Source organism: Scytonema sp. PRP1, assembly GCF_036697665.2.
Classification (GTDB): domain Bacteria; phylum Cyanobacteriota; class Cyanobacteriia; order Cyanobacteriales; family Nostocaceae; genus Kalymmatonema; species Kalymmatonema gypsitolerans.
In genome coordinates this window covers 45,608-67,328 of the sequence record NZ_JBAHYJ020000014.1, presented here as the reverse complement: position 1 = coordinate 67,328, position 21,721 = coordinate 45,608, and the positions used below count along the sequence as shown (strand labels likewise).

Genomic DNA, 21,721 nt, shown 5'->3' with positions numbered 1-21,721 from the left:
CGGGTGAAAGTCAAAAGTCACGCATTCAAAAGTCAAAAGAATTTTTTACTTTTCCACAACCCTCAAATCCTGTAGTACAGCAGAAGCTGATTGATAGCGATCGCTAAAGTGGTAACGCACCATCTTATCTAAAATCTCCGCCAACTCCTCGCTGACTTGCGCCCATTGACGCCACATTACAGTACCAGTATCATTATTTGGCTGGAGTTCGTGAGGTGACAATCCAGTAACCGCCTGAATGCCAATCATCCCCAAAGCATAAATATCACTCGACAAGCGGGGATGACCAGCAAACTGTTCTGGTGGTGCGTAACCCCGTGTCCCAATAGCTACTGTCGCTAATTCAGTTTCCTCCTGATTGAGTGGTTGCATCATCTTAACTGCACCAAAATCAATCAGTACTAAGTGATTATCTGTAGCACGCCTGATAATGTTAGTTGGTTTAATATCTCGATGAATCACACGACGCTCGTGAACAAAGGCAAGAACTTCTAAAATCCCTTTGAGCATATCGATAACAAACAGTTCATTTTGCACCCCCCGCACAGGTGGTAATTCCTCACTTAAAGTATGTCCCTCAATATATTCTTGTACTAAATAAAATTCATGATTGTCTTCAAAATATGCTAAGAGTTGTGGAATTTGATGATGTTTTCCCAAAGCCTCTAAAATTTCGGCTTCGGCATCAAATAATCTTCTTGCAACTTGCAAAAATCTTGTATCCCGGCGGGCGGGCATCAGTTGTTTAACGACACAGATAGGATTACCTGGGCGCTGGGTATCTTCTGCTAAATAAGTGCAACCAAATCCACCTGAACCAAGAACTCTAGTAATTTTGTAGCGTCCGCTTAAGACAGTATCACCAGTTCTTTTTTCTAGAGTATCAATTTTTGATGAACTGTGAAGATGTTTGTCTTTAATTGCTGTACTTTCTTTTAACAGTGTATTTAACTGCTCTATTGCCTCTTGTTGTTTTTCTACTTGCACAACGATGATTTTTGTTTGCTGCTGAGTTCGGTATGTGGTGTAAGCCATCACGCTGACTCCACTGAGTACCAATGCTATACCAGGCGGTATCAAGGGCACCCACCCTGCTTGCAGAAACAACAGAGCGCAAATCACCACCAAGCCACTTAAACTTACACCTTCTACAACAACCAGTAATAAAGGATGTCGCAGACGCCACGCTAAAGCAGCACCTAACAGCGACCAAACCCAAACCCATACAACTTCACCAGAGTCAGAAAAATACCAAATGACACGTCGCCCATCCAAAACTGTACTGAGGATCTGACTGGCTATCTCTGCATGAATTAAGACAGCAGGCATTCTTGCAGGTTGGTTTGCCAGAACGTTATATGGTGTATAAAAGCCACGATCAAGGCTGGGAGACTTAGTACCAATAATAACGAGACGGTCTTTTATCCAGTTAGGATTTATATTGCCGTTCAGGACTTGTGATAAAGTGACTTCTTGGGCTAGGCTATCTGGATGGCGATAATTCAGCATGATTTGGTAGCCGCCATCATCGATGCTTTTATAACCACCTGCATTGCTGTCAAGAATTTTAAAACTGGCTTTCACCTTTTGTGAATGAGCATCAACCAGCTTGAAATTATTTTCATCGCTGAAATCAGGTTCAATACCTTGTTTTTCTAAATATTTAACTGCAACTAAAGCAGCAAACGAGAAGTTCGTTGTACATTTCTTATCTTCTGGGGAATTAGCAAACAACAAACTGCGGCGAACGATGCCATCTTCATCAGATATCAAGTCGGTAAATCCGACATTATCTATAGGAAAATTCGATGGTGGTGCAATTTCCGGCGTCCCCACGCTGCTGAATGCACACGTACTGAAAATGTTATCTCGACGCTTTAAAGAAGCCCCCAGATTTGTCTGTTCTGGTCTATATATATTTATACCAATGACACGCGGTTGATAGGATTCTAATTTCGCCAACAACTCGTTCATTTTACTGTCCGACACAGGCCATCTGTATTGCCGAACATCATCTTCAGTAACAGTCACCACCAAAATACGTGGATCAGGTGCTTCAGTGGGACGTAACCGTAACATCTGGTCATATGCTCTTAACTCCCAAGACTGCAACCATTTGAGTTCCCGTACTCCCAATACTAAGGCAGTGACACCCAAACTGGTGACAAGAACAGTTCGCAGCCAGCCTTTGGGAGCATTGTTGTGATCAGAAATACGTTCTTTAGGAGCCTCAGTTAAACCAAGTTCCTCAGGCTTGCGTTCAACAAGCATAGAGCGAAACCGATGGAACATCTGCAAAGGAGATGGAGAGGCTCGAACACTCAAGCGACCTCCATTTTTTGCCCATGAAGCACGCAGTTTTTGTAATAGTCCTGTAATCACGGAGATGCGGCACTAGCCAAAATGTGGTAGACTTTTCAAACCTGGAACTGAAGTTCCAGACTAGGGACTAAGAAAAATTGAGATTATCCCAGGTACTATTCACTTTAGCAATTTAATTGCTAGAAAGAACTTCGTACACTGCCACACGAATAATTTATCTGTGTGCATCTTGCCTAGGGCGAGCTTTCCGGCCCACCCCACAAGTCGAAATAGAAGCAAGATCCGACTTCTTTGGCGAAGTCGGGGATCTAAACCAATTGATTTTCACAAAAAACGTTTATTTATTCAAGCGGGTACTTTTTATCTGAAGAAGCTGACCATTCCCACATAGAACCAGCATAATTCTTTACATTAGAAAAGCCCAAGTTAACAAGAACAGCGACAAAAAAAGCCGAGCGAATTCCACCCGTACAATAAGTAACAGTAGGAGTATCACGCTGAATTCCTAAGGTTTCTAATTTGGCGATAATTTCCTCTGGCTTAAGTAAATTTCCCTTAGTATCCATTAAATCTTTAAAGTAGAAATGCACAGCACCAGGGATATGTCCCCCTCGCTGTTCACCATAGGGAGTTTCTCCAGCATATTCTCGCTTTTGCCGAGTATCAATGACAGCCAACTTGTTTTCTGAAAGATTGACTTGAAGTTCATCACGCTGAATTTCCCATAAAGCAGTGCGATTAACAACAAAATCTCCTATTTCTAGCGGTTGATTAAGTCCGCGAGTCGTCGGAACACCTGCTTTAACTAGTGCATTGTACCCACCATCAACCAAGGCTGCACTTTGATGTCCTAAAGTGCGTAACATCCAAACAATGCGCCCTTCTTCGCCAAAATTGTCAGGCGGATTGCCAATAACAATCACAGGTTTTGAGTTAAAAATACCAACATGACGTAGTTTTTGTTCTAAAATCTTTGCATCTGCAAGTAGTTTTCCCCGATAGGGTTTTTGGTTATTTGAAAATTGCTGCCAAGTGACGTGAACAGCACCAGGAATATGTGAAATCAACCACGCCAACTTGTTGCGAGTGTCAAGAATTGTCACCCCTTGAGATATCAATTGCTTGGCTTCATTAGCACTTATTATCCATTGCATATTTTTCTAAGCAACGACTAAAAGTTGTGGCTTTTTACACAAAGCCTAGGAAGAACAGCATCCAGAGGTTGTACCACAGCTTTCAGTTTACCTCTGGCAAAGAACTCTTGGTGCAACATTCACCAGCTAAACTACACTTACAACCGCCACGTCAAATATATACGCAGATGCTATGTCTTTCGCTCCAGACATAAGAAATTGCGGAAAACACTGTGGAAGATGTTATCTTTCCACCTAGTGACTTATATAGTGACGAACCGCCATTAGAAACGGATCTACATCGGTTGCAAATGACGCTGCTCATTCAATGTTTAGAATGGGTGTGGCGTGAGCGCAATAACTTCTACGCTTCTGGAAACCTGACGATTTACTACAGTCCTCGTCAGCGCCAATCTGAACAGTTCAGAGGTCCCGACTTTTTTGTTGTCCTGGATACGGAACGCAAACCGCGTAAAAGCTGGGTCGTTTGGGAAGAGGATGGCAAATATCCTAACGTGATTGTGGAAATTCTTTCTTCTGCAACAGCTGACACCGACCGAGGTTTAAAAAAGCAAATCTACCAGGATATCTGGCGTACGCCAAATTACTTCTGGTTTGACCCGGACACATTGGAGTTCAAAGGTTTTGAGCTGGTAGGTGGTCGTTACCAAGAACTTCAACCTAACGAAGTCGGCTGGTTGTGGAGTCCACAGTTGGAGCTATATTTGGGAGTTCATAATTCTAAGCTGCGTTTCTTTACTCCCCAAGGAGAACTCATACCCACACCAGAAGAAGCAGCACAGCAAGAACGGCTACAGCGCGAACAAGTGCAACAACACCTTTCAGAAATGGAGGCGTTGCTAACTCGCTATCGAGAGCGGTTTGGTGAGTTACCATAACCACTCTTAAGTACTGTTAAAGTACCTGTGTTGTTAACAAACCTGAAACGGCGAAACAATCATGGCAATCTATCTGGACTCGGCAATTCTATCTGAAGCTGAAATTGCCAGTAAAATGGGCTGGGTAAAGGGCATCACCACGAATCCCACGCTTTTAGCTAAAAGCTCGGAGCCACCGGAAACTACGCTGAAAAAATTGGCACCGTTAACCTCAGGACCACTATTCTACCAGCTCATGGCGTCTGATTTTGAGGGGATGGTGGCGGAAGGGAGGAAAGCTTTTGAGATTATTGGCAAACAAACGGTGTTGAAAATTCCAGCAACACCAGTTGGGTTTGCAGTGGTGGCGAGTCTGTCGCCGGAAATAACTTGCTCAGTGACGGCAATTTACAGTGCAGCACAGGCAGCAGTGGCACGGGAGGCGGGTGCTAAAATTGCGATCGCTTATGTCAATCGTGCAACCCGGTTGTTAGGCGACGGAATTGCCTTGGTACGGGATATGGCTAGCGTACTTACTGGCAGTGATACTGAAATTCTAGCAGCTAGTATCAAATCACCAGAAGAAGCCGCAGCATCGCTACAAGCTGGAGCGCATCATCTCACTTTACCTTTGCCAATGTTACGAGCCATGACTACCCATGAATTCTCCGACAAAACTGTAGAAGAGTTTGCCAAAAACGGCATTGGTTTAAAGATTTAGTGCTTTAGTCATTTATAAAGTAAAAATCAAATTACTGTAGCGTGTGTTAGGCGCACCTTTTCGATATAATTTGTAACGAAAAACATGTTTAAAGCGCCTAACGCACCATGTTATATAGCAATCCTAAATCATTCGTAAAATTCTCTGTTCTCTCTTTTCTTGGCGCTCTTGGCGACGCCAGTCGCCTGCTGTCGGGAAACCCTCCTGCAGCGCTGGCTCGTCTTGGCGGTTGATAATTTTTACCTATCAAATAGGACTGCTATATAGCGGTGCGTTAGGCAAAGCGCCGTAACGCACCCTACTTAAGATTTACTTTATAAATCAACTCTAAATATCTATTAATCATACTTTTGCAAGAAGTCTTTTGTACAGGATGATAAAAAAGCCTGGTAGCTATAATGCAACCAGGCTAATATTTAAGTTACAGAGTAATGAGGAAGAAATCTATACTGCACAGTTGAAATTTACAACAATTTAATGAGCAGCTTGTTCTAGATTAACTTTGACGACTGTGTTTTTCGCTTCTTCCTTCTTAGGTAATGTCAGATTCAAAATACCGTCTTTGTATTCTGCGGTGACTTTGGTGTTTTGAATGTGAGTAGGTAAAGGAATGACGCGTTGAAATTTACCATATTGGAATTCACTGCGGGTATAGCCTTTCTCTTCAGTTTTGGTTTCAGACTTACGCTCCCCACTGATAGAAACGGCATTTTCTGTTACTTGAATATCTATATCTTTGGCTTCCAAGCCTGGAACTTCTAACTTCAGATGGATGGCATCATCTGCTTCAATGAGTTCAGCCGCAGGAAATCTTGTGAAGCCTTCCCAAGTTTTTGTTGGCGCTATTTCATCAAATAGCCGATTAAGTTGATTGCTGAGAGCGTTAAATTCTTGCCTCGGGTTCCAACGACTTAACATATATACTTCTCCCTCTTATCTAAAAAGTTGTTGTTTCAATCAAGTCAGGAATCAATTCCTTCCTTTGATTTTCATATTATTGCCAGATAAAAATACTGTTGGTTCGGTTGTTCTCACCCAAGAAATATTAATCACCGACCATAAAATTAGACATAATATTAGACATAATATAAGCCGCTCAACAAAGGGTATTGCCCACTTTTCTGCCACAAGGTAAACTAAATCCTATGTTTCCAAGTTTCTTACCGATTACAGTTGGGGATCTCACAGAATCCACCTCGATCGCTCTTGCTCAGAGCATTGAACAGATAGCGCTAGCCACTCCCTTGAGTACACAACCAATCACCACCACCTATGTGCGTCAAGGTAGTGGGGGTACACCTTTGCTGTTGATTCACGGCTTTGACGGTTCTGTGTTAGAGTTTCGCCGCCTTGTGCCTCTACTTGCGGTACAAAATGAGACATGGGCAGTGGATTTATTGGGTTTTGGGTTCACAGATAGACCAGAGGGAGTCAAGTTTAGCCCCAGTGCAATAAAAACCCATCTCTATTATTTCTGGAAAACCCTGATTAACAAACCTGTCATTTTAGTGGGCGCTTCAATGGGGGGTGCAGCGGCGATTGATTTCACCCTCACTTACCCAGAAGTCGTGCAAAAGCTGGTGTTAATTGATAGTGCTGGTTTGGCAAGTGGTTCGCCGTTAGGCAAACTCATGTTTCCACCGCTAGATTATTGGGCAACTCAGTTTTTGCGTAATCCTAAAGTTCGGGCAAGTATTTCCCGCACAGCGTACAAAAATAGGGAGTTAGCATCACTTGATGCTCAATTATGTGCAGCATTGCACCTAGAATGCGTAGACTGGCATAAAGCTTTGATTGCTTTTACCAAAAGTGGTGGTTACAGTGCTTTTAGATTTAAGAAACTAGCAGAAATTGTGCAACCAACGCTTATTTTGTGGGGTGATTCTGACAGGATTTTAGGTATCACGGATGCCAACAGGTTCAAACTGGCAATTCCAAATAGTAAACTTATCTGGATTAAAGATTCCGGTCATGTCCCTCATTTAGAACAGCCGCAAATAACTGCACAGCGTATTTTAGAGTTTCAAGATGACCACTTGCAGAAGTTGGTTTAACAGCTATTGCTCACTCTACCCTTAAGTGTCTTCATACCTAAGACAGTAAGATTTTTTGCTCTGCTTCCGGATGTAGTTGATTGCTGGTTGAAAAGCATACATGAGCAGCGTGCAATCATCCGTGTCCCAAACTTTTGAATGAACAGCAACACTTTGGTTAAGAAAATCCTGATTCTGGCAGCGAATCCCCAAGGTACATCAGGACTACGTCTGGATGAAGAGGTGCGTGAAATTAATGCTGGGTTACGGCAGGCGAAGCACCGCGAGCAATTTGTCTTGGAGCAGTGGTGGGCAGTGCGTACACGAGACGTTCAACGAGCTATGTTGGATGTCGAACCGCACATTGTCCACTTTTGTGGACATGGAGCGGGGGATGGAGGATTGGCATTTGAGGATGAAAAAGGACAAGTCAAGCTTATTGATGCAGAAGGATTAGCGGGACTGTTCGAGTTGTTCGCCGAGCAGGTGGAATGTGTAGTTCTTAATGCCTGCTACTCAGAGATTCAAGCCAAGGCGATCGCCCGACACATTAACTATGTGATTGGCATGAATCAGGAAATTGGCGACCAAGCCGCAATTGCATTTGCTGTGGGTTTTTACGATGCCCTAGGAGCTGGACGCCCGGTTGAGTTTGCCTATCAATTTGGCTGCAGTGCAATTCGCTTGGAAGGTATTCCAGAGAATCTGACTCCTAAACTTCTGACAAAAAACCAGTTGAAGACAGAACCCTCAAATACAACTGAGCCGACTTCCAATGTCAAGACAGAAACTTCAACCGATGAGCTGAGTTCTAAGCGGGGAATAGACTACACGCGGCTGCGGGATTTATTGGCAACGGGGAAATGGAAAGAAGCTGATCGGGAAACTGCAAATCTCATGCTCAAGTTAGTCGGTCGAGATGAAGTTGGCTGGCTGAGAAATGAAGATATGGAAAAGTTTCCCTGTCAAGGCTTACGCACTATCGACGCTCTTTGGGTAAAGTACAGCAATGGGCACTTCGGCTTTAGCGTGCAGCACCGCATTTGGCAGGAAGTTGGCGGCAAAGTGAATAAAGTCACAGAGTGTCTTTTGGGCGATCGCGTCGGCTGGCGTGTGAAATGCAACTGGCTGCCATATGACTATGACTGGCTGGGATATTCAAACATGACTTTCTCCCTGAATGCCCCCCAAGGTCATCTCCCAGCGCGGTTGGTTGGGATGTCACCGCCGAGATTGGAGTTACTTTCGGGCGTGGGATCTGGGGAGGGTGCTGTTCCCTTGTGTTTGCTTCACGACTTTTCCCGACCGTTTGGTTGGGTGTGGTGCTGGTCTGGGGTTTTTTTATTCTCGCGCGTCGAGACTTGTAAACTCTAACCTTCATTAGTTACGACTTTGACATTTAAATTATCAGTTAAAGGAGTCAAACAAATGAGTCCGAAAGATTCAAGGAATTCGCCAAATCATCCTCAAAAATCAGAAGGGGGAAATGAGAATAAACAGAGAAAAAATCCAATTGTTTTCATCTCTTTGATTACCGGGTTAATCATTGCTACTGCAATAGGTGCATCTGTAATTACTGCGGTAATTCTAAAACAGGGTAATCTAATCGGTGGCAACAACTCTACAGCCTCACCCACGTCAATGGTTGCCGAATTACCTACCGCTTCACCCACGCCCACCGTCGCCGAAACCCCTACTGCTTCACCTACGCCCACCGTTGCCGAAACTCCTACCGCTTCACCCACGCCAACGGTTGCCGAATCACCTACTGCTTCACCTACGCCCATCGTTGCCGAATCCCCTACTGCTTCACCATCTGAAACTGCCGTTTCTCTTTTAGATATGGAATGTCTGAGTTCTACTCCTGGCGTTGAAAAACCTTTTGTAAAGCAGCGTGAACCAAAAAACATTGCTATAGGAGGCGAAGTTTTGCCTGAAATCGCTTATTTGTCTAACCGAAGTGGCGAGCCATATTCTTATATTTACAATGATGAATCTGCTGGAGTATCATGCGCTCTTAACTCTAAGTTTCGACAATTGAATTTAGTTGTTGGCATAAATGGCAAACATAGTTATGCTCGTCAAGACCATAAGATAGTATTTGAAGTAAGTCTTGACAACAAAGTAGTAGCTACAGAGAATTTGACATTAGCGGCAAAGCAAGTTTTGAACATTAATGTTCAGAATGCTAGAAGCGTTGGAATAAAAGCAACTTGTAAAAATGCTTATTCTAATTATAGTTGTCCTTATGTGGCGTTTGTAGAGGCGAGTCTCCGCTAGTCTAAAGATTCAGTAAATATTACCTTACAGTAGAGTGTTGAGGCGCAAATCACCGCCCAACAAATTTTAGAATTTGGATAAGACAAAAGTTGTACATCACCTGAATGTCTTAATGCTGCTATAAATTCGAGATAGGTTTTGACAAAAAGCTAATAATTGCTCGGATATGCAGTTTCAATTCCACCCATTGACGCGAAAAGAAGCCACCGAACTTATCTCATGGCGATATGATAGACCATTAGACATTTACAACATTGAGGTCGATACTAATGGTCTCCAAAACACGCTTGATTTTTTCGTAGATCCAAAAAATTCCTACTTCGCGATTTCCTCTGATTTGAATGAATTCACGGCATTCTGCTGTTTTGGGGCTGATGGTCAGGTTCCAGGTGGTGACTATTCGCTCGATGCGCTTGATATCGGACTTGGAATTCGTCCAGAACTGACTGGTCAGGGTCTTGGATCTCCCATAGCGATCGCTACAATCGATTATGCCAGACAGTCGTTTTCTCCTCAACGTCTTCGCGTCACAATTGCAGCGTTCAACTTTAGAGCCTTGAAAGTCTGGCAAAACCTGGCATTTGTCCCTGTCCAGAGGTTTCGCAAGCAAAACGGGGGCAATGAGTACCTTGTTCTTATACGTAATACGTAAGTTCAAACATGAAAATTGACTACCCTTCAGATCCCCGACTTCTTAGAGAAGTCGGGGATCTTGTTTTTCACGAATCATTTAGGATTGCTATACATAGTGCGTTAACGCATATAATGCACCAAAAAGATTGTGATTTTTAATGTGATTTCTAATTCCTTAGTCAAGTAACCACATTGGTGAGGAATTGTCAACAGGCTCTTCAGGCTTCTTCATAGGCTGTCTTTCTGGTAGGTGGTATGATTTTCTATAGCTGAGCGAGCTTTTTATTGATTGTGACGATTGACTGTTGTCCTTTTTCGGTTGTAATGATTGAGTGTTGTCCTTTCTAGGTTGTAATGATTGAGTGTTGTCCTTTCTAGGTTGTAATGATTGAGTGTTGTCCTTTCTAGGTTGTAATGATTGAGTGTTGTCCTTTCTCGGTTGTAATGATTGACTGTTTTCTTTTTTGGCTTCTAATGTACTGATTGTTTCTGTCAGCTTGGAATTAGCGTCTGCTAGGTGCACGGCTGCCTGTTTTGCATCTTTCAGCTCTGTTTTCAGCTTTGCTGTTAATTCTTTTTGCTCAGATAATGCTGATTGCAAATCAATAATTTGCTGCTGAAAAGAAACTTCTTTTTGCTGTGCTTTGTCCAAAGCTTCTTTCAACTCTTTGGCAAGAGAAGCTTCTTTTTGGTGTGTTTTTTCAAAAGTTTCTTTCCACTCTTTGACAAGAGAAGTTTCTTTTTGCTGTGCTTTTTCTAAAGCTTCTTTCAACTCTTTGACAGTTGCTTCTAAGTCGGCTTTTGTTGGGGTTGTACGCCGAGACGTTGTTGTCTCAGCAGCTTGTAGTGGTTCCTCTAATTGAGCAGATAATTGAGCAGAATCCTCTTCTTCCCCGGTATCATTATCCGAGGAGGTGGAGGGACTATCATCAGAGATAGCAACAACATCGATAGTAGGTTCACCTTCTGGTGGTGAAAATTTTTGTGCTTCTTCTTGTAATAAGTCAGAAAGACGTTTCTTAGCCATTATTCCCTCCAATCACGCTTTAGTTCTTCAGCTACGCGGCGGTAGTCTGACTCCGCCTCCCGTGCGTTTTTTCCTCGCCCTTGGGTAATTGGAACACCCTCAAGTGCAGCTCGTTCATGCGCTTTATAGGCGCGGATGAAGGCTTTACAAGCAGGAATTCCCATTTCCATAAGAGTATTTTGAGCTTCCAGTACTTCCCCCAAACTCCGCGTATCCACTTTAGTAAGCAGAACCCGATGAGGTTTCCCCATAGGAATGACTGCTTGCTGGACTGTCTCGATCAGGATAGCCAAATCCATTGGTGCACATGGTGTGGGCAAAACCAGATAATCTGCTCCAGCAACTACCGCCGCTAATGCTTCAGAGCGCAGCGCCGGAGGCGTATCTACTACTACTAAATCGTAACCTGTTATTCTTTGTAAATGACTTAAAAGTTTGGGGTCAGTTGATTGTGATAAATCAAATTTCATAGTGTTCTGACTGCGACCAAACCACCAACTGGCAGAACCCTGAATATCTGCGTCGATTAAAAGAACCTTTTTTTGCTCTGCAAAAGTTGCAGCCAAATTGACTGCGGTCGTTGTTTTACCGACGCCTCCCTTACCGTTGAGGATAGCGATGATTTTTGGCACTGTTTGCTTCCGACGCTGCTTTCACAGAATATACCTCTTTATCTGCCTTTATTTGCCACTCCCTAGATAGGAATGGGCAATGGGGTATGCACCAATAGGGGAATACTTTTACCACCCTGACACTCCCACACCCTTTCCCCGAAAAGGTCACAATAGAATCGATAAGCGCTCAACGCTACAAATATCCTAAATATTTATGGAACCAACTAACAATTTGCCTGATGGACCTAAAATGCCAGTCTTTCTGCGGCGGATGAAATTAATTTTTCAGCCGTTGGAATATGTGGAAGATTTTGCCAAAGCCTTTGGTGACAGCTTTACCGTGTGGGGTGCAAAAGGTACTCCTACTGTGTACTTCAGCCATCCCCAAGCACTACAACAGATATTTAATGCTGATTCTAGCCAGTTAGAAGTTGGCAGAGCAAATACAATTTTAAAATTTATGCTGGGGGCAAACTCCCTGCTTTTACTGGATGGCGATTCCCACCAACGCCAACGTCAACTATTAACCCCTCCCTTTCATGGCGACAGAATGCGGGCTTACGGTGAGGCTATCTGCGAAATCACACAGCAAGTCAGCGACGAGTGGAAGATTGGTAAGGCATTTCATATCCGTGCGCCAATGCAAGAAATCACCTTGCGCGTCATCTTGCGGGTGGTGTTTGGCTTAGATGAAGGACCCCGTTTGGAAAAAATTCGACAACTATTGAGTTCACTGCTGGAGTCTATGGGTTCCCCTCTGGCGTCCGTAGGCTTATTTTTTCGATTTATGCAAAAAGATTTCGGCGCGTGGAGTCCGTGGGGTCGGATGGTACGCCTGCTGCAACAAATTGATGAAATGATTTATGCGCTGATTCGGGAACGACGAGCAGAATCTGAGCAGAATCGGCAAGATATCCTCAGTTTGATGATGTCTGCTCGTTATGACGACGGTCAAGCCATGACTGATGAAGAGTTACGCGATGAATTGATGACGCTGCTGACAGCGGGACATGAAACCACTGCTTCAGCATTGACATGGGCGTTTTACTGGGTTGACCATTACCCAGAGGTGCGCGACAAGTTGGTGAGGGAACTAAACACTCTTGGCGACAACCCAGATCCAAGTACTGTTGCTAGATTGCCTTACCTAACAGCAGTCTGCCAAGAAACCCTGCGAATATACCCGATCGCGATCAATGCTTTCCCTCGGATTGTGCGATCGCCAATTGAAATTATGGACTACAAGTTGCCAGAAGGAACGATCATATTCCCCAGTATCTACTTGGCGCATCACAGGGAAGAAACTTACCCACAATCAAAGCAGTTTAGACCAGAACGCTTTTTAGAAAGACAATTTTCCCCATATGAGTATTTGCCCTTTGGTGGCGGAAATCGTCGCTGTATTGGGCTTGCATTTGCCCAATATGAAATGAAACTAGTATTGGCGACCATTGTATCGCGCTTTCAGGTATCGTTTGTTAACAAGCGTCCTGTGCGTCCCGTGCGCCGTGGTCTTACCTTGGCATTACCTGGAGGAATGCAGACGGTTGCAACGCCTGTACAGAAGCGTGCAAATACTCCTGTGCTTGTTTAGGCGATTAGGGTGGGCGATGCCCACTCTAATCTTCGCAATTTGCTAAGCTTGACTTTATCCATTTTGTAAAGAAACAGCAACTTGCAGAGGAAATGTTTGCTGAAACTTTGCCGCGTGTGGAAGAAGTATTTTTCACAAATCAGATAGGATTGCTATAGTCTATTGAAGACTATGATGCTGATTGTTCAGCATTGAACTGCTCGCTCAGAAGCTGTTCCAGATGTTCTAATAAAGTATCGACATCTTTACCAACTCGTTCATAACAAGCTGGTGGCGCAATTTCTGGTTCAAAGTAAATTAACTTGATTTCCTCTTTGCCAATCCCTATCATGAGAACTTCAACTTCAGGTTTAAAATGCTCTACAATCCCTAAAAGTTCCTGAAGTCTGTTCTCAATTTTGCTGTTTAGTTCTTCTATAGCCTCTTTTGGACAATAAATAAAATGGGGAGTTGGTTGCAAATCAATACCAACGGTACCTTTGGTGTCACCATTTTCTAACCACAAACCCCACGACAGCGCTGCTAATTCTTGTTGATGTTCTTTAACAAATTTATCCAACTGGCGACGCCATTGATTGTCTGGTGATTCAGGTCGGGTAGTAGCAAATATCATACCAATATCAGATTTTAATTTTTTGATTCAAGTGTGTATTTTATTATCAAAATCATAATCTCACGCAAAGACGAGCTAGCGCGAATGACGGCTTTCCCGACAGCAGGCGACTGGCGTCGCCAAGAAAACTTTGCGTCATTACGCCTTTGCTTTGAAATCCTATCTCAACCCCGACTGCACCCGCCACAGACTCGCATAAACTCCGTTTTTGTCTAATAATTCTTGATGATTTCCCGACTCGACAAATTGTCCGTATTCCATGACATAGATGCGATCGGCATTGCGGATGGTGGAAAGACGGTGGGCGATCGCAATTGTTGTGCGATTCACAGTGATACGTTCTAGCGATCGCTGAATCGCTGCCTCTGTTTCATTATCCACCGCTGAGGTTGCTTCATCCAAAATCAAAATCGGTGGATTCTTTAAGATGGCGCGAGCAATAGCAATCCGCTGTCGCTGTCCACCAGATAATTTTTGTCCCCGTTCACCTACAATTGTCTCATATCCCTGAGGCAGTCGCTCAATAAATTCATGTGCTTCAGCCACTTTAGCCGCCTTAATAATTTCATCATCTGAAGCATCAAAACTGCCATAGGCAATATTTTCTGCTACACTACCATGAAATAGGAATACATCCTGACTCACCAGACCAATGCAGCGGCGCAAATCCCGCAGATTTAACTGTTGTATATCAATGCCATCAAGGGTCATTGTTCCCGATTGCACTTCATACAATCGCAAGAGAAGTTTCACCAAAGTGCTTTTTCCAGAACCAGTAGAACCGACAATGGCAATTGTTTTACCTGCGGGAATATGCAAAGACAGATTTTTAACGACTGGCAACCTGTCTTGATAAGCAAAAGTGACATTTTTTAATTGTACTTCACCGCGTACTCTAGCAACAGGTAAATCTATCTCACCCGTATGAATAGCAATAGGAGTATCCAACAAATCCATCACTCTATTAGTAGAAGCCATTGCCCGTTGATACTGATCAAAAGTATCGCCTAATCTGGTTAAGGGCCAGAGTAACCGCTGAATTAAAAAGATTAATACACTATATGTACCCACAGACATTTTGCCATTCACTGCTGCCATACCACCAAACAGCAGTAAGGCTGTAAACCCCACCAAAATTAACATCCGAATCAGGGGAATAAATGCTGCCGATAGTTTAATTGCTTTAGTGTTACTACGACGATATCCCTCACTTTCTTGTCCTAAACGCGAAATTTCGTAATCTTCGGAGGTGAAACTTTTAATAGTCGTAATACCACTCAAATTATTCGCCAAACGCGAGTTGAGAAGACCGACTTTTTCTCGGACATCAGCGTAGCGAGGTGCTAGTAAATCTTGAAAAACAAACGAACCCCAAAGAATAAAAGGTATCGGCAACATTGCCATCCAGGCAACACTAGGAGCCAAAATAAAGAAACCACCACCGATAATGACTACTGTTGTGACAACTTGGAGAATGTCATTTGCTCCCGCATCTAAAAAACGTTCCAGTTGGTTGATGTCATCGCTGAGGATGGACATCAAACCGCCTGTACTGCGTTCTTCAAAATAGGCGAGTTCCAACTCCTGCAAATGTTTATAAGCATCCAGACGCAAATCATGCTGAATGTCCTGTGCCAAATTACGCCAAAGCCTTGCGTAAGCATATTCAAAAACCGATTCTAGTATCCAGATGATTACAGTCAGGAACGAAAGAATGAAAAATTGCCCAAATATTCTTCACTCCCAACTGAGAAATGATAATCTCTGCCGCTTTACCACCACATCCACCGCACTGCCACTTAATGCGGTGGAGCCAAGTCAAAAAATTTATTAAGGATAGAACAGATCGTTGCTTGCCAGATTTGTTTGCGATACTGGTGTCCGTAGTCAAACAGCCGCAGGAGGGGATGAGTTGATGGCGATATCTTGGGAGCATTACCTGCTACGCGTGTCTGTCTTCTCGATGCCCGATGAGATTTAAATACCTTAGCCACAGTTGTTTGTAGATGCGTGGATTAGAAATTTTACCACGAGCGCCAGTAGTAAAGTATCAGTATTAAAAAGAGTTATCTGACGAACAGGAGATAAAAAGTTGAAAAATCAGCAATTGGGGAATTGGCAAACTATAGTAGCAGCAATTGTAGCGGCAGTCCTTGTTATCCTCAGCCTTAATTCCTTTATCATTATAAATCCAGGGCAAGCAGGAGTACTCAGTATCTTGGGTAAAGCCAGAGATGGAGCTTTAATAGAAGGTATCCACCTGATACCACCCTTCATCTCAGTAGTAGATGTGTACGATTTGACAGTGCAAAAATTTGAAGTTCCGGCGGAGAGTTCAACCAAGGATTTGCAAACCTTAACTGCAAGATTTGCTATTAACTTTCGCATCGACCCTATACAAGTTGTTGATATAAGAAGAAAACAAGGAACTCTAGCAAATATTGTCAACAAAATTATTGCACCCCAGACCCAGGAATCATTTAAAATCGCAGCGGCTAAAAGAACAGTTGAGGAAGCAATTACCAGAAGAAGCGACTTAAAGGAAGACTTTGATATGGCATTGGGGCAACGCTTAGATAAATATGGAATAATTGTACTAGATACCAGCGTGATTGACTTAACATTTTCTCCAGAATTTGCGAGAGCAGTTGAGGAAAAACAAATCGCTGAGCAAAGGGCACAAAGAGCCGTCTATGTAGCACAAGAAGCGGAACAAGAGGCTCAAGCAGAAATCAATCGCGCCAGGGGAAAAGCGGAAGCTCAAAGACTTTTAGCGGAGACTTTGAAAGCGCAAGGTGGACAATTGGTTCTGCAAAAGGAAGCAATTGAAGCCTGGAAGACTGGCGGCGCTCAAATGCCAAAAGTCCTCGTAATGAGTGGTGATACAAAAACTGGTGTACCATTTCTCTTTAATGTAGGTAATATGCAAGATTAATCCCGAATTGAAATTTTATCTAGGGCGATCGCCCTACTCAAACGAAGAGGAAACATTAAGGAATAATAAAAGTATTTATGTCAAGCAATCATCAGAGCAATCTCACCATTCAAGAAGCGAAAAAAATTCTTAATAAATTCAACTGTATAGACATTCCACCCAAACTCAAACCCTCAGAAAAGACTTTAATTCGTCAGGCTTTAGTTTCGCTTGCCAATATTTCAGACTATCAAATTTTAGGTATTTGTGCTGACACACCAGAGGAAGGAATACTAGCAATGAAAACATATTCCCATGCTTTCGGCTATGAACCCCCAAGCGATTTACCTATGATTGAAGGTCCAGTTTACATCAAATTAAACGGCAAAAACGGTGTGTGCTATCTTGATTCTTACTTTGGTCATCATCGGGGTGTATTAGTTTCTTGCCAATCTTACTCTCCAGGAGGGATTAACGAAATGTACGGGCATTTACCCCTTGATTTATTTGTTTAAATAGTAGGGTAGTAGATGGTAGATGGTATTAAGCGTAGGGTGCGTTACACTTTGCTAACGCACTACCTTCTACAGCAAATTAGAAGTTTTACGGGGAGCATCCCAATTTTTTCAAAACGCAAAACAAAGTACCTCTGATTCACACTCTGTGTTCCTTTGTCTTGAAAAGTTTCCTACGGAGGGAAACCCTCCTGCAGAACTTTTCGCTGCGCCAACCTCTGCGACCCTTTGCGTTTTAAAATCAACTCAAACATTTGGGATGCTCCCGTTTTACGAACCGTACAAAGTAAGAAAGGACGCAAAGTGGAAATAGGAAAGTTCAGGTGAAAGTCATTAGTTAAAATTTGACTAATAACTAATGACTAATGACTAATGACTACTAGCTAATCACTAAATTTTATGAGTCTCATTACCCTACAATCGGTTAAAAAAGATTTTGGCATCAAAGAAATATTAAAAGATGCCAGCTTGAGCTTGGATGCAACTGATAAAGTTGGCTTAATTGGCACTAATGGTTCTGGTAAGTCAACATTATTAAAAATGATGGCGGGACTAGAACCGATTGATAATGGTCAGATTTTAGCAAACTCAGGAGCGACAATTGTATACTTGCCTCAGCAGCCAGATTTAGATGAAAATCGTACAGTTTTAGAGCAAATATTCGCTGATGCTGGCGAACAGATGGCGTTGGTGCGTGAGTATGAAGAAGTTTCTGATAAGTTAGCTCATGCACCAGAAGATAAGCAACTCATGACGCGTCTTTCTTCCCTGATGCAGCGCATGGACGCAATTGGTGCTTGGGAGGTGGAAACGAATGCCAAAATCATCCTTTCCCAGTTAGGAATTACAGACTTTAATGCTGTGATTGGGACTTTATCTGGTGGTTATCGCAAGCGCATTGCTTTAGCTACAGCTTTGCTGTCAGAACCAGATTTGTTGCTGATGGATGAACCGACAAACCATCTAGATGCTAATTCTGTTGAGTGGTTGCAAAGTTATTTAAATCGCTATCGTGGTGCAATCTTGCTGATCACTCACGATCGCTACTTTTTGGATAAGGTAACTAACCGCATTATCGAAATTGACCGAGGAGACATTTACACTTACGCGGGTAACTATTCATATTACTTGGAAAAGAAGGCTTTATCTGAAGAATCTGCCGTAAGCAGTCAACGGAAACATCAAGGTGTATTACGGCGCGAGTTGGAATGGCTAAAACGAGGACCAAAAGCCCGCAGTACCAAACAAAAAGCTAGAATTGATCGCATTCGCGATATGCAGGAAACTGAGTTTAAACAAGCTCAGGGTAAAGTTGATATTTCTACACCTAGTCGTCGCATTGGCAAAAAAGTTATTGAACTGAATAACATATCCAAGGCTTATGACGGACGCACCTTAATTAAAGAGTTTACCTACGAATTTAGCCCAGATGACCGCATTGGGATCATTGGCGGTAATGGTGCGGGGAAATCCACTTTATTAGATATGATCACTGGGCGTGTTCAGCCAGATTCGGGGAGTGTGGAAATTGGGACTACAGTTCACATTGGCTATTTTAACCAGCATTCAGAGGAATTACAATCGGCATTGAACGAAAATCAGCGCGTGATTGACTACATCAAAGAAGAAGGGGAGTTTGTCACAATTGCCGATGGAACTAGAATTACCGCATCCCAAATGTTGGAGCGTTTTCTGTTTCCTGGGAACCAACAGTATGCTCCAATTCATAAATTGTCTGGTGGTGAAAAACGGCGTTTATTTTTGTTGCGTGTTCTTATGGGTACACCGAATGTCTTAATATTAGATGAACCGACCAATGATTTGGATGTACAGACATTGGCAGTACTAGAGGATTATTTAGAAGATTTTTCAGGTTGTGTTATTGTCGTTTCTCACGATCGCTACTTTCTAGACCGCACTGTAGATACAATCTTTGCCTTTCAAGAAGGTGGGAATATTAAACAATATCCAGGCAATTATTCAGTGTATCTAGATTACAAGCAAGCAGAGGAAGCACAACAGCAGCAAATTAATAATACTAAAGAAAAGGCGAAAAATGTAGAGACGTTGCATACAACATCTTTACCTAAAGAAAACGAAACTAAAAAGCGGCGCGGGTTATCTAATTGGCAAAAACGAGAATTTGAGCAGTTGGAAGGGAAAATTGCCCAAATGGAAGCCGAAAAAGCAGAAGCGGAGAAAGCATTGGTGAATGTTCCTCCTGGTAACTACACGCAAGTACAAAAACTCTACGAACAGGTGGAAACCCTTAAGGAAGCAATAGATGTGGCGACTGAACGTTGGTTAGAATTGGCTGAGATTGAATCTTAGTCTATCGGGCTGGCTAACACGATGACCTTGACTTGCAAACAACTTTTACAAAATCATGCTCAAGCTTGGCACGAAGCTACCGTACATCCCTTCCTTGAACAGTGCAAATTAGGCACCATTCAGCCCCAGCAATTTAACACATGGCTGGTGCAAGATTATCTGTTCGTCGTCGATTTTACACGAATGGTGGGACGGACGTTGGCAAGCGCGCCTCCACACCATTTTGATGTCATTTTGGGGGGACTGACAGCACTCAAAGATGAACTCAATTGGTTTAAGGAAAAAGCAGCCCAACGACAGCTTAATTTAGATACAGCAAAACAACCTACCTGCATAGAATATTGTGAATATATGCAGAGCCTTGCTACAATGCCTTATCCAGTGCAAGCAAGTACATTTTGGGCAATTGAATTTGCTTACAATCAAGGTTGGCAGTTGCCTGGAGTCATGCCTAAACCATACATCGAATTTGCAGACAGATGGGGAAATCGCGGTTTTACTGAATATGTGAAACTTTTGGAACAGCAAGCTGATGAGGTGTTGCAAACGGCATCAGCAACTGTTCAAAAGCAAGCTGAAGAGGCTTTTTTAAGGGTAGCAAAATTCGAGAAAGATTTTTGGCAAATGGCTTTTCATGCAGCACAGTAGAAAGAAAGCTGAATTTACTATTGTTTACGGTTCATACCTAATAATTGCCTGTCGCGACAATATAGAATTTGCACAATCAGCATTCCCTGTCCAATCTTTACAGGGTTCTCTCACTTTTGAAAGACCTTCGACAATGCGAACACGAAAGCCATATTCTGTTGGGTAAACCTTATATAAAAGCGGTTTAGTACGCTTAGCAATGAGTGCAGCCGCAAGGGCTGGCGTTGTACAAATCATTGCTTGTTTATCTGGAGGTATATAATAATCTATAAAAAAATCACGATCATTAGAATCGTTAGTCCAGCCTCTACCGACTTCAGTTGTAGCCCAAAATAGGCATCTAAAATCAGGTCTGATATCAGAACCTAACCGCCTTTGTACATCAACTTTAGGAATAGCATAAGGATTCTCTGCCTGTGCTTTGCTTTGAGCTTCTAATTTTTCAAGTACAAAATCAATCTCTACAAATTTGACTCTGACAATCTTACCTAAGAAGCTGCTCAAGAACAGTGAAATAACGACAAACAATATTGTTATTGTTAATATACTTCCTTTGATTTTGTACGGTATAATTGTCTTTTTCATGCTTGCTTTGGTGACAAAGGCTGTAACTGCCTAAGTTTACAAATGGTACTTACTATTACCCGGATAAAATTGTTACATCATTGGCAACATAAGTTTTTTGTAGCATATTTTACTAATATAATACTGATAATAACAAAGCTTTTCAGCAGTTACACAAAAGAATTAGCGAAAAAGATTTTAAAAATTAATAGCATCACCACAATCTGATGATTATGCTAAATACTTCTACTCAAAATCTCCGTAGCAGGGCTATTCAGTTTTTAGAACAAAGTCCTCAACAACGTCTAGAAATTCTCAAGCAACTTGGCATAGCCCGCTATGATTTTTTAACCAAGATGTGCCTCAATGAAGCAAACATAGCATGCATTATGCGGTTTCTCCAAAATCCTAGCCAGCTAAAGTTCCCTAATTTAATAGGAGCAGATTTATCTGGCTTGATTTTAGATGAAGTCAATTTTATCCGTGGTAATTTATTAGGTGCAAACCTACAAGGAACCAGTTTAGTAAATGCAGACGTTATATTTGCCAATTTTAGCAACGCAGACTTGAGAAATGCAAATTTGACTGGTGCTACTCTTAATGAGACTATGTGGTTAAATACTCTTGTAGAGGAGTGCGAGTTTGGAGAAGGAGTTGGGTTGACAAAAAGTCAGCGTCAAGATTTACGACTTCGCGGCGGTAGGTTTAGTCTTTTACTTGAGAATTAAAATATAGCGGTTTGCAACCTTTGTAAGGTACACCAAAGAAATAATGAACCACAGATGGACACAGATAAATCTTTATTTCATTTAAATGAGAAGGGAACATCCCAATTTTGCACAAAAGATGGTAATGGAAGCATCTTGATTCCTACATTATTACCGAAACGCGCTGGAAGCCC

General features: G+C 42.5%; 19 protein-coding genes and 1 pseudogene. 12 read left to right on the top strand and 8 right to left on the bottom strand.

Going from position 1 to position 21,721, the window contains the following annotated elements; translation table 11 throughout:
- Positions 1-45 precede the first annotated feature (45 nt).
- Both V5G28_RS02065 and V5G28_RS02060 read right to left on the bottom strand, forming a co-directional pair.
- Positions 46-2,271 carry a CHASE2 domain-containing protein gene (locus V5G28_RS02065; RefSeq protein ID WP_332992948.1) on the bottom strand — a complete coding sequence of 742 codons (2,226 nt, stop codon included), beginning with the start codon at positions 2,269-2,271 and terminating at the stop codon, positions 46-48.
- Positions 2,272-2,663: 392 nt separating this feature from the next.
- Positions 2,664-3,476: a sulfurtransferase gene (locus V5G28_RS02060; protein ID WP_332992842.1), complete on the bottom strand. Its 813-nt coding sequence runs from the start codon at positions 3,474-3,476 to the stop codon at positions 2,664-2,666.
- A 212-nt stretch (positions 3,477-3,688) separates the two neighbouring features.
- Here V5G28_RS02060 and V5G28_RS02055 point away from each other — a divergent pair, with 212 nt between their 5' ends.
- Positions 3,689-4,354 (top strand): Uma2 family endonuclease, encoded by a 666-nt coding sequence (locus tag V5G28_RS02055; RefSeq protein ID WP_332992840.1) that lies wholly within the window; start codon positions 3,689-3,691, stop codon positions 4,352-4,354.
- Positions 4,355-4,415: 61 nt separating this feature from the next.
- Positions 4,416-5,054 (top strand): transaldolase family protein, encoded by a 639-nt coding sequence (locus V5G28_RS02050; RefSeq protein WP_332992838.1) that lies wholly within the window; start codon positions 4,416-4,418, stop codon positions 5,052-5,054.
- 474 nt (positions 5,055-5,528) lie between these two features.
- On the opposite strand, the gene V5G28_RS02045 is transcribed toward V5G28_RS02050, so the two are convergent.
- Positions 5,529-5,972 (bottom strand): Hsp20/alpha crystallin family protein, encoded by a 444-nt coding sequence (locus tag V5G28_RS02045; protein ID WP_332992836.1) that lies wholly within the window; start codon positions 5,970-5,972, stop codon positions 5,529-5,531.
- Between the two features lie 227 nt (positions 5,973-6,199).
- Here V5G28_RS02045 and V5G28_RS02040 point away from each other — a divergent pair, with 227 nt between their 5' ends.
- From V5G28_RS02040 to V5G28_RS02025, 4 genes are all read left to right on the top strand, one after another.
- Complete coding sequence (locus tag V5G28_RS02040) at positions 6,200-7,108, top strand: alpha/beta fold hydrolase (protein WP_096561583.1); 909 nt, start codon at positions 6,200-6,202, stop codon at positions 7,106-7,108.
- Positions 7,109-7,246: 138 nt separating this feature from the next.
- The gene (locus V5G28_RS02035) at positions 7,247-8,461 is read left to right on the top strand and encodes a GUN4 domain-containing protein (protein WP_332992834.1); all 1,215 of its coding nucleotides are present in this window, start codon (positions 7,247-7,249) and stop codon (positions 8,459-8,461) included.
- A 54-nt stretch (positions 8,462-8,515) separates the two neighbouring features.
- Positions 8,516-9,367 carry a hypothetical protein gene (locus tag V5G28_RS02030; protein WP_096561581.1) on the top strand — a complete coding sequence of 284 codons (852 nt, stop codon included), beginning with the start codon at positions 8,516-8,518 and terminating at the stop codon, positions 9,365-9,367.
- Positions 9,368-9,533: 166 nt separating this feature from the next.
- Positions 9,534-10,019, top strand: coding sequence for a GNAT family N-acetyltransferase (locus tag V5G28_RS02025; protein ID WP_332992832.1), 486 nt, complete (start codon positions 9,534-9,536; stop codon positions 10,017-10,019).
- Positions 10,020-10,175: 156 nt separating this feature from the next.
- On the opposite strand, the gene V5G28_RS02020 is transcribed toward V5G28_RS02025, so the two are convergent.
- Positions 10,176-11,027, bottom strand: coding sequence for a hypothetical protein (locus V5G28_RS02020; RefSeq protein ID WP_332992830.1), 852 nt, complete (start codon positions 11,025-11,027; stop codon positions 10,176-10,178).
- Entirely contained in the window at positions 11,027-11,659 is a 633-nt protein-coding gene (locus V5G28_RS02015; RefSeq protein WP_332992828.1) for a ParA family protein, read from the bottom strand. The genes V5G28_RS02020 and V5G28_RS02015 overlap by 1 nt, the downstream gene beginning before the upstream one ends.
- A gap of 196 nt (positions 11,660-11,855) precedes the next feature.
- On the opposite strand from V5G28_RS02015, the gene V5G28_RS02010 reads away from it, so the two are divergent.
- Positions 11,856-13,235: a cytochrome P450 gene (locus V5G28_RS02010; RefSeq protein WP_332992826.1), complete on the top strand. Its 1,380-nt coding sequence runs from the start codon at positions 11,856-11,858 to the stop codon at positions 13,233-13,235.
- 169 nt (positions 13,236-13,404) lie between these two features.
- On the opposite strand, the gene ccmS is transcribed toward V5G28_RS02010, so the two are convergent.
- Both ccmS and V5G28_RS02000 read right to left on the bottom strand, forming a co-directional pair.
- Positions 13,405-13,848: a beta-carboxysome assembly chaperone CcmS gene (ccmS, locus tag V5G28_RS02005; protein ID WP_332992824.1), complete on the bottom strand. Its 444-nt coding sequence runs from the start codon at positions 13,846-13,848 to the stop codon at positions 13,405-13,407.
- Between the two features lie 159 nt (positions 13,849-14,007).
- A pseudogene (locus V5G28_RS02000) lies at positions 14,008-15,842 on the bottom strand (ABC transporter ATP-binding protein).
- Between the two features lie 98 nt (positions 15,843-15,940).
- On the opposite strand from V5G28_RS02000, the gene V5G28_RS01995 reads away from it, so the two are divergent.
- From V5G28_RS01995 to V5G28_RS01980, 4 genes are all read left to right on the top strand, one after another.
- Positions 15,941-16,783 (top strand): prohibitin family protein, encoded by an 843-nt coding sequence (locus tag V5G28_RS01995; protein WP_332992822.1) that lies wholly within the window; start codon positions 15,941-15,943, stop codon positions 16,781-16,783.
- Positions 16,784-16,860: 77 nt separating this feature from the next.
- Entirely contained in the window at positions 16,861-17,277 is a 417-nt protein-coding gene (locus tag V5G28_RS01990) for a DUF1824 family protein (RefSeq protein ID WP_332992820.1), read from the top strand.
- Between the two features lie 399 nt (positions 17,278-17,676).
- A complete protein-coding gene (locus V5G28_RS01985; protein ID WP_332992818.1) occupies positions 17,677-19,608 on the top strand; it encodes an ABC-F family ATP-binding cassette domain-containing protein in 1,932 nt (643 codons plus the stop codon).
- Positions 19,609-19,629: 21 nt separating this feature from the next.
- Complete coding sequence (locus tag V5G28_RS01980) at positions 19,630-20,256, top strand: TenA family transcriptional regulator (protein ID WP_332992816.1); 627 nt, start codon at positions 19,630-19,632, stop codon at positions 20,254-20,256.
- Between the two features lie 24 nt (positions 20,257-20,280).
- Here the strand turns inward: V5G28_RS01980 and V5G28_RS01975 are convergent, their stop codons facing one another.
- Positions 20,281-20,841 carry a hypothetical protein gene (locus V5G28_RS01975; RefSeq protein WP_332992815.1) on the bottom strand — a complete coding sequence of 187 codons (561 nt, stop codon included), beginning with the start codon at positions 20,839-20,841 and terminating at the stop codon, positions 20,281-20,283.
- Positions 20,842-21,053: 212 nt separating this feature from the next.
- Here V5G28_RS01975 and V5G28_RS01970 point away from each other — a divergent pair, with 212 nt between their 5' ends.
- Complete coding sequence (locus V5G28_RS01970; RefSeq protein WP_332992946.1) at positions 21,054-21,548, top strand: pentapeptide repeat-containing protein; 495 nt, start codon at positions 21,054-21,056, stop codon at positions 21,546-21,548.
- The last annotated feature ends 173 nt before the right edge of the window (positions 21,549-21,721 follow it).

What these genes read in the sequence shown, in the direction of transcription:
- V5G28_RS02065 (WP_332992948.1), bottom strand. Translation starts at nt 2,271, where the DNA reads ATGCTTGTTGAACGCAAGCCTGAGGAACTTGGTTTAACTGAGGCTCCT.
- V5G28_RS02060 (WP_332992842.1), bottom strand. Translation starts at nt 3,476, where the DNA reads ATGCAATGGATAATAAGTGCTAATGAAGCCAAGCAATTGATATCTCAA.
- V5G28_RS02050 (WP_332992838.1), top strand. Translation starts at nt 4,416, where the DNA reads ATGGCAATCTATCTGGACTCGGCAATTCTATCTGAAGCTGAAATTGCC.
- V5G28_RS02045 (WP_332992836.1), bottom strand. Translation starts at nt 5,972, where the DNA reads ATGTTAAGTCGTTGGAACCCGAGGCAAGAATTTAACGCTCTCAGCAAT.
- V5G28_RS02040 (WP_096561583.1), top strand. Translation starts at nt 6,200, where the DNA reads ATGTTTCCAAGTTTCTTACCGATTACAGTTGGGGATCTCACAGAATCC.
- V5G28_RS02035 (WP_332992834.1), top strand. Translation starts at nt 7,247, where the DNA reads ATGAACAGCAACACTTTGGTTAAGAAAATCCTGATTCTGGCAGCGAAT.
- V5G28_RS02030 (WP_096561581.1), top strand. Translation starts at nt 8,516, where the DNA reads ATGAGTCCGAAAGATTCAAGGAATTCGCCAAATCATCCTCAAAAATCA.
- V5G28_RS02025 (WP_332992832.1), top strand. Translation starts at nt 9,534, where the DNA reads ATGCAGTTTCAATTCCACCCATTGACGCGAAAAGAAGCCACCGAACTT.
- V5G28_RS02020 (WP_332992830.1), bottom strand. Translation starts at nt 11,027, where the DNA reads ATGGCTAAGAAACGTCTTTCTGACTTATTACAAGAAGAAGCACAAAAA.
- V5G28_RS02010 (WP_332992826.1), top strand. Translation starts at nt 11,856, where the DNA reads ATGGAACCAACTAACAATTTGCCTGATGGACCTAAAATGCCAGTCTTT.
- ccmS (WP_332992824.1), bottom strand. Translation starts at nt 13,848, where the DNA reads ATGATATTTGCTACTACCCGACCTGAATCACCAGACAATCAATGGCGT.
- V5G28_RS01990 (WP_332992820.1), top strand. Translation starts at nt 16,861, where the DNA reads ATGTCAAGCAATCATCAGAGCAATCTCACCATTCAAGAAGCGAAAAAA.
- V5G28_RS01985 (WP_332992818.1), top strand. Translation starts at nt 17,677, where the DNA reads ATGAGTCTCATTACCCTACAATCGGTTAAAAAAGATTTTGGCATCAAA.
- V5G28_RS01980 (WP_332992816.1), top strand. Translation starts at nt 19,630, where the DNA reads ATGACCTTGACTTGCAAACAACTTTTACAAAATCATGCTCAAGCTTGG.
- V5G28_RS01975 (WP_332992815.1), bottom strand. Translation starts at nt 20,841, where the DNA reads ATGAAAAAGACAATTATACCGTACAAAATCAAAGGAAGTATATTAACA.
- V5G28_RS01970 (WP_332992946.1), top strand. Translation starts at nt 21,054, where the DNA reads ATGCTAAATACTTCTACTCAAAATCTCCGTAGCAGGGCTATTCAGTTT.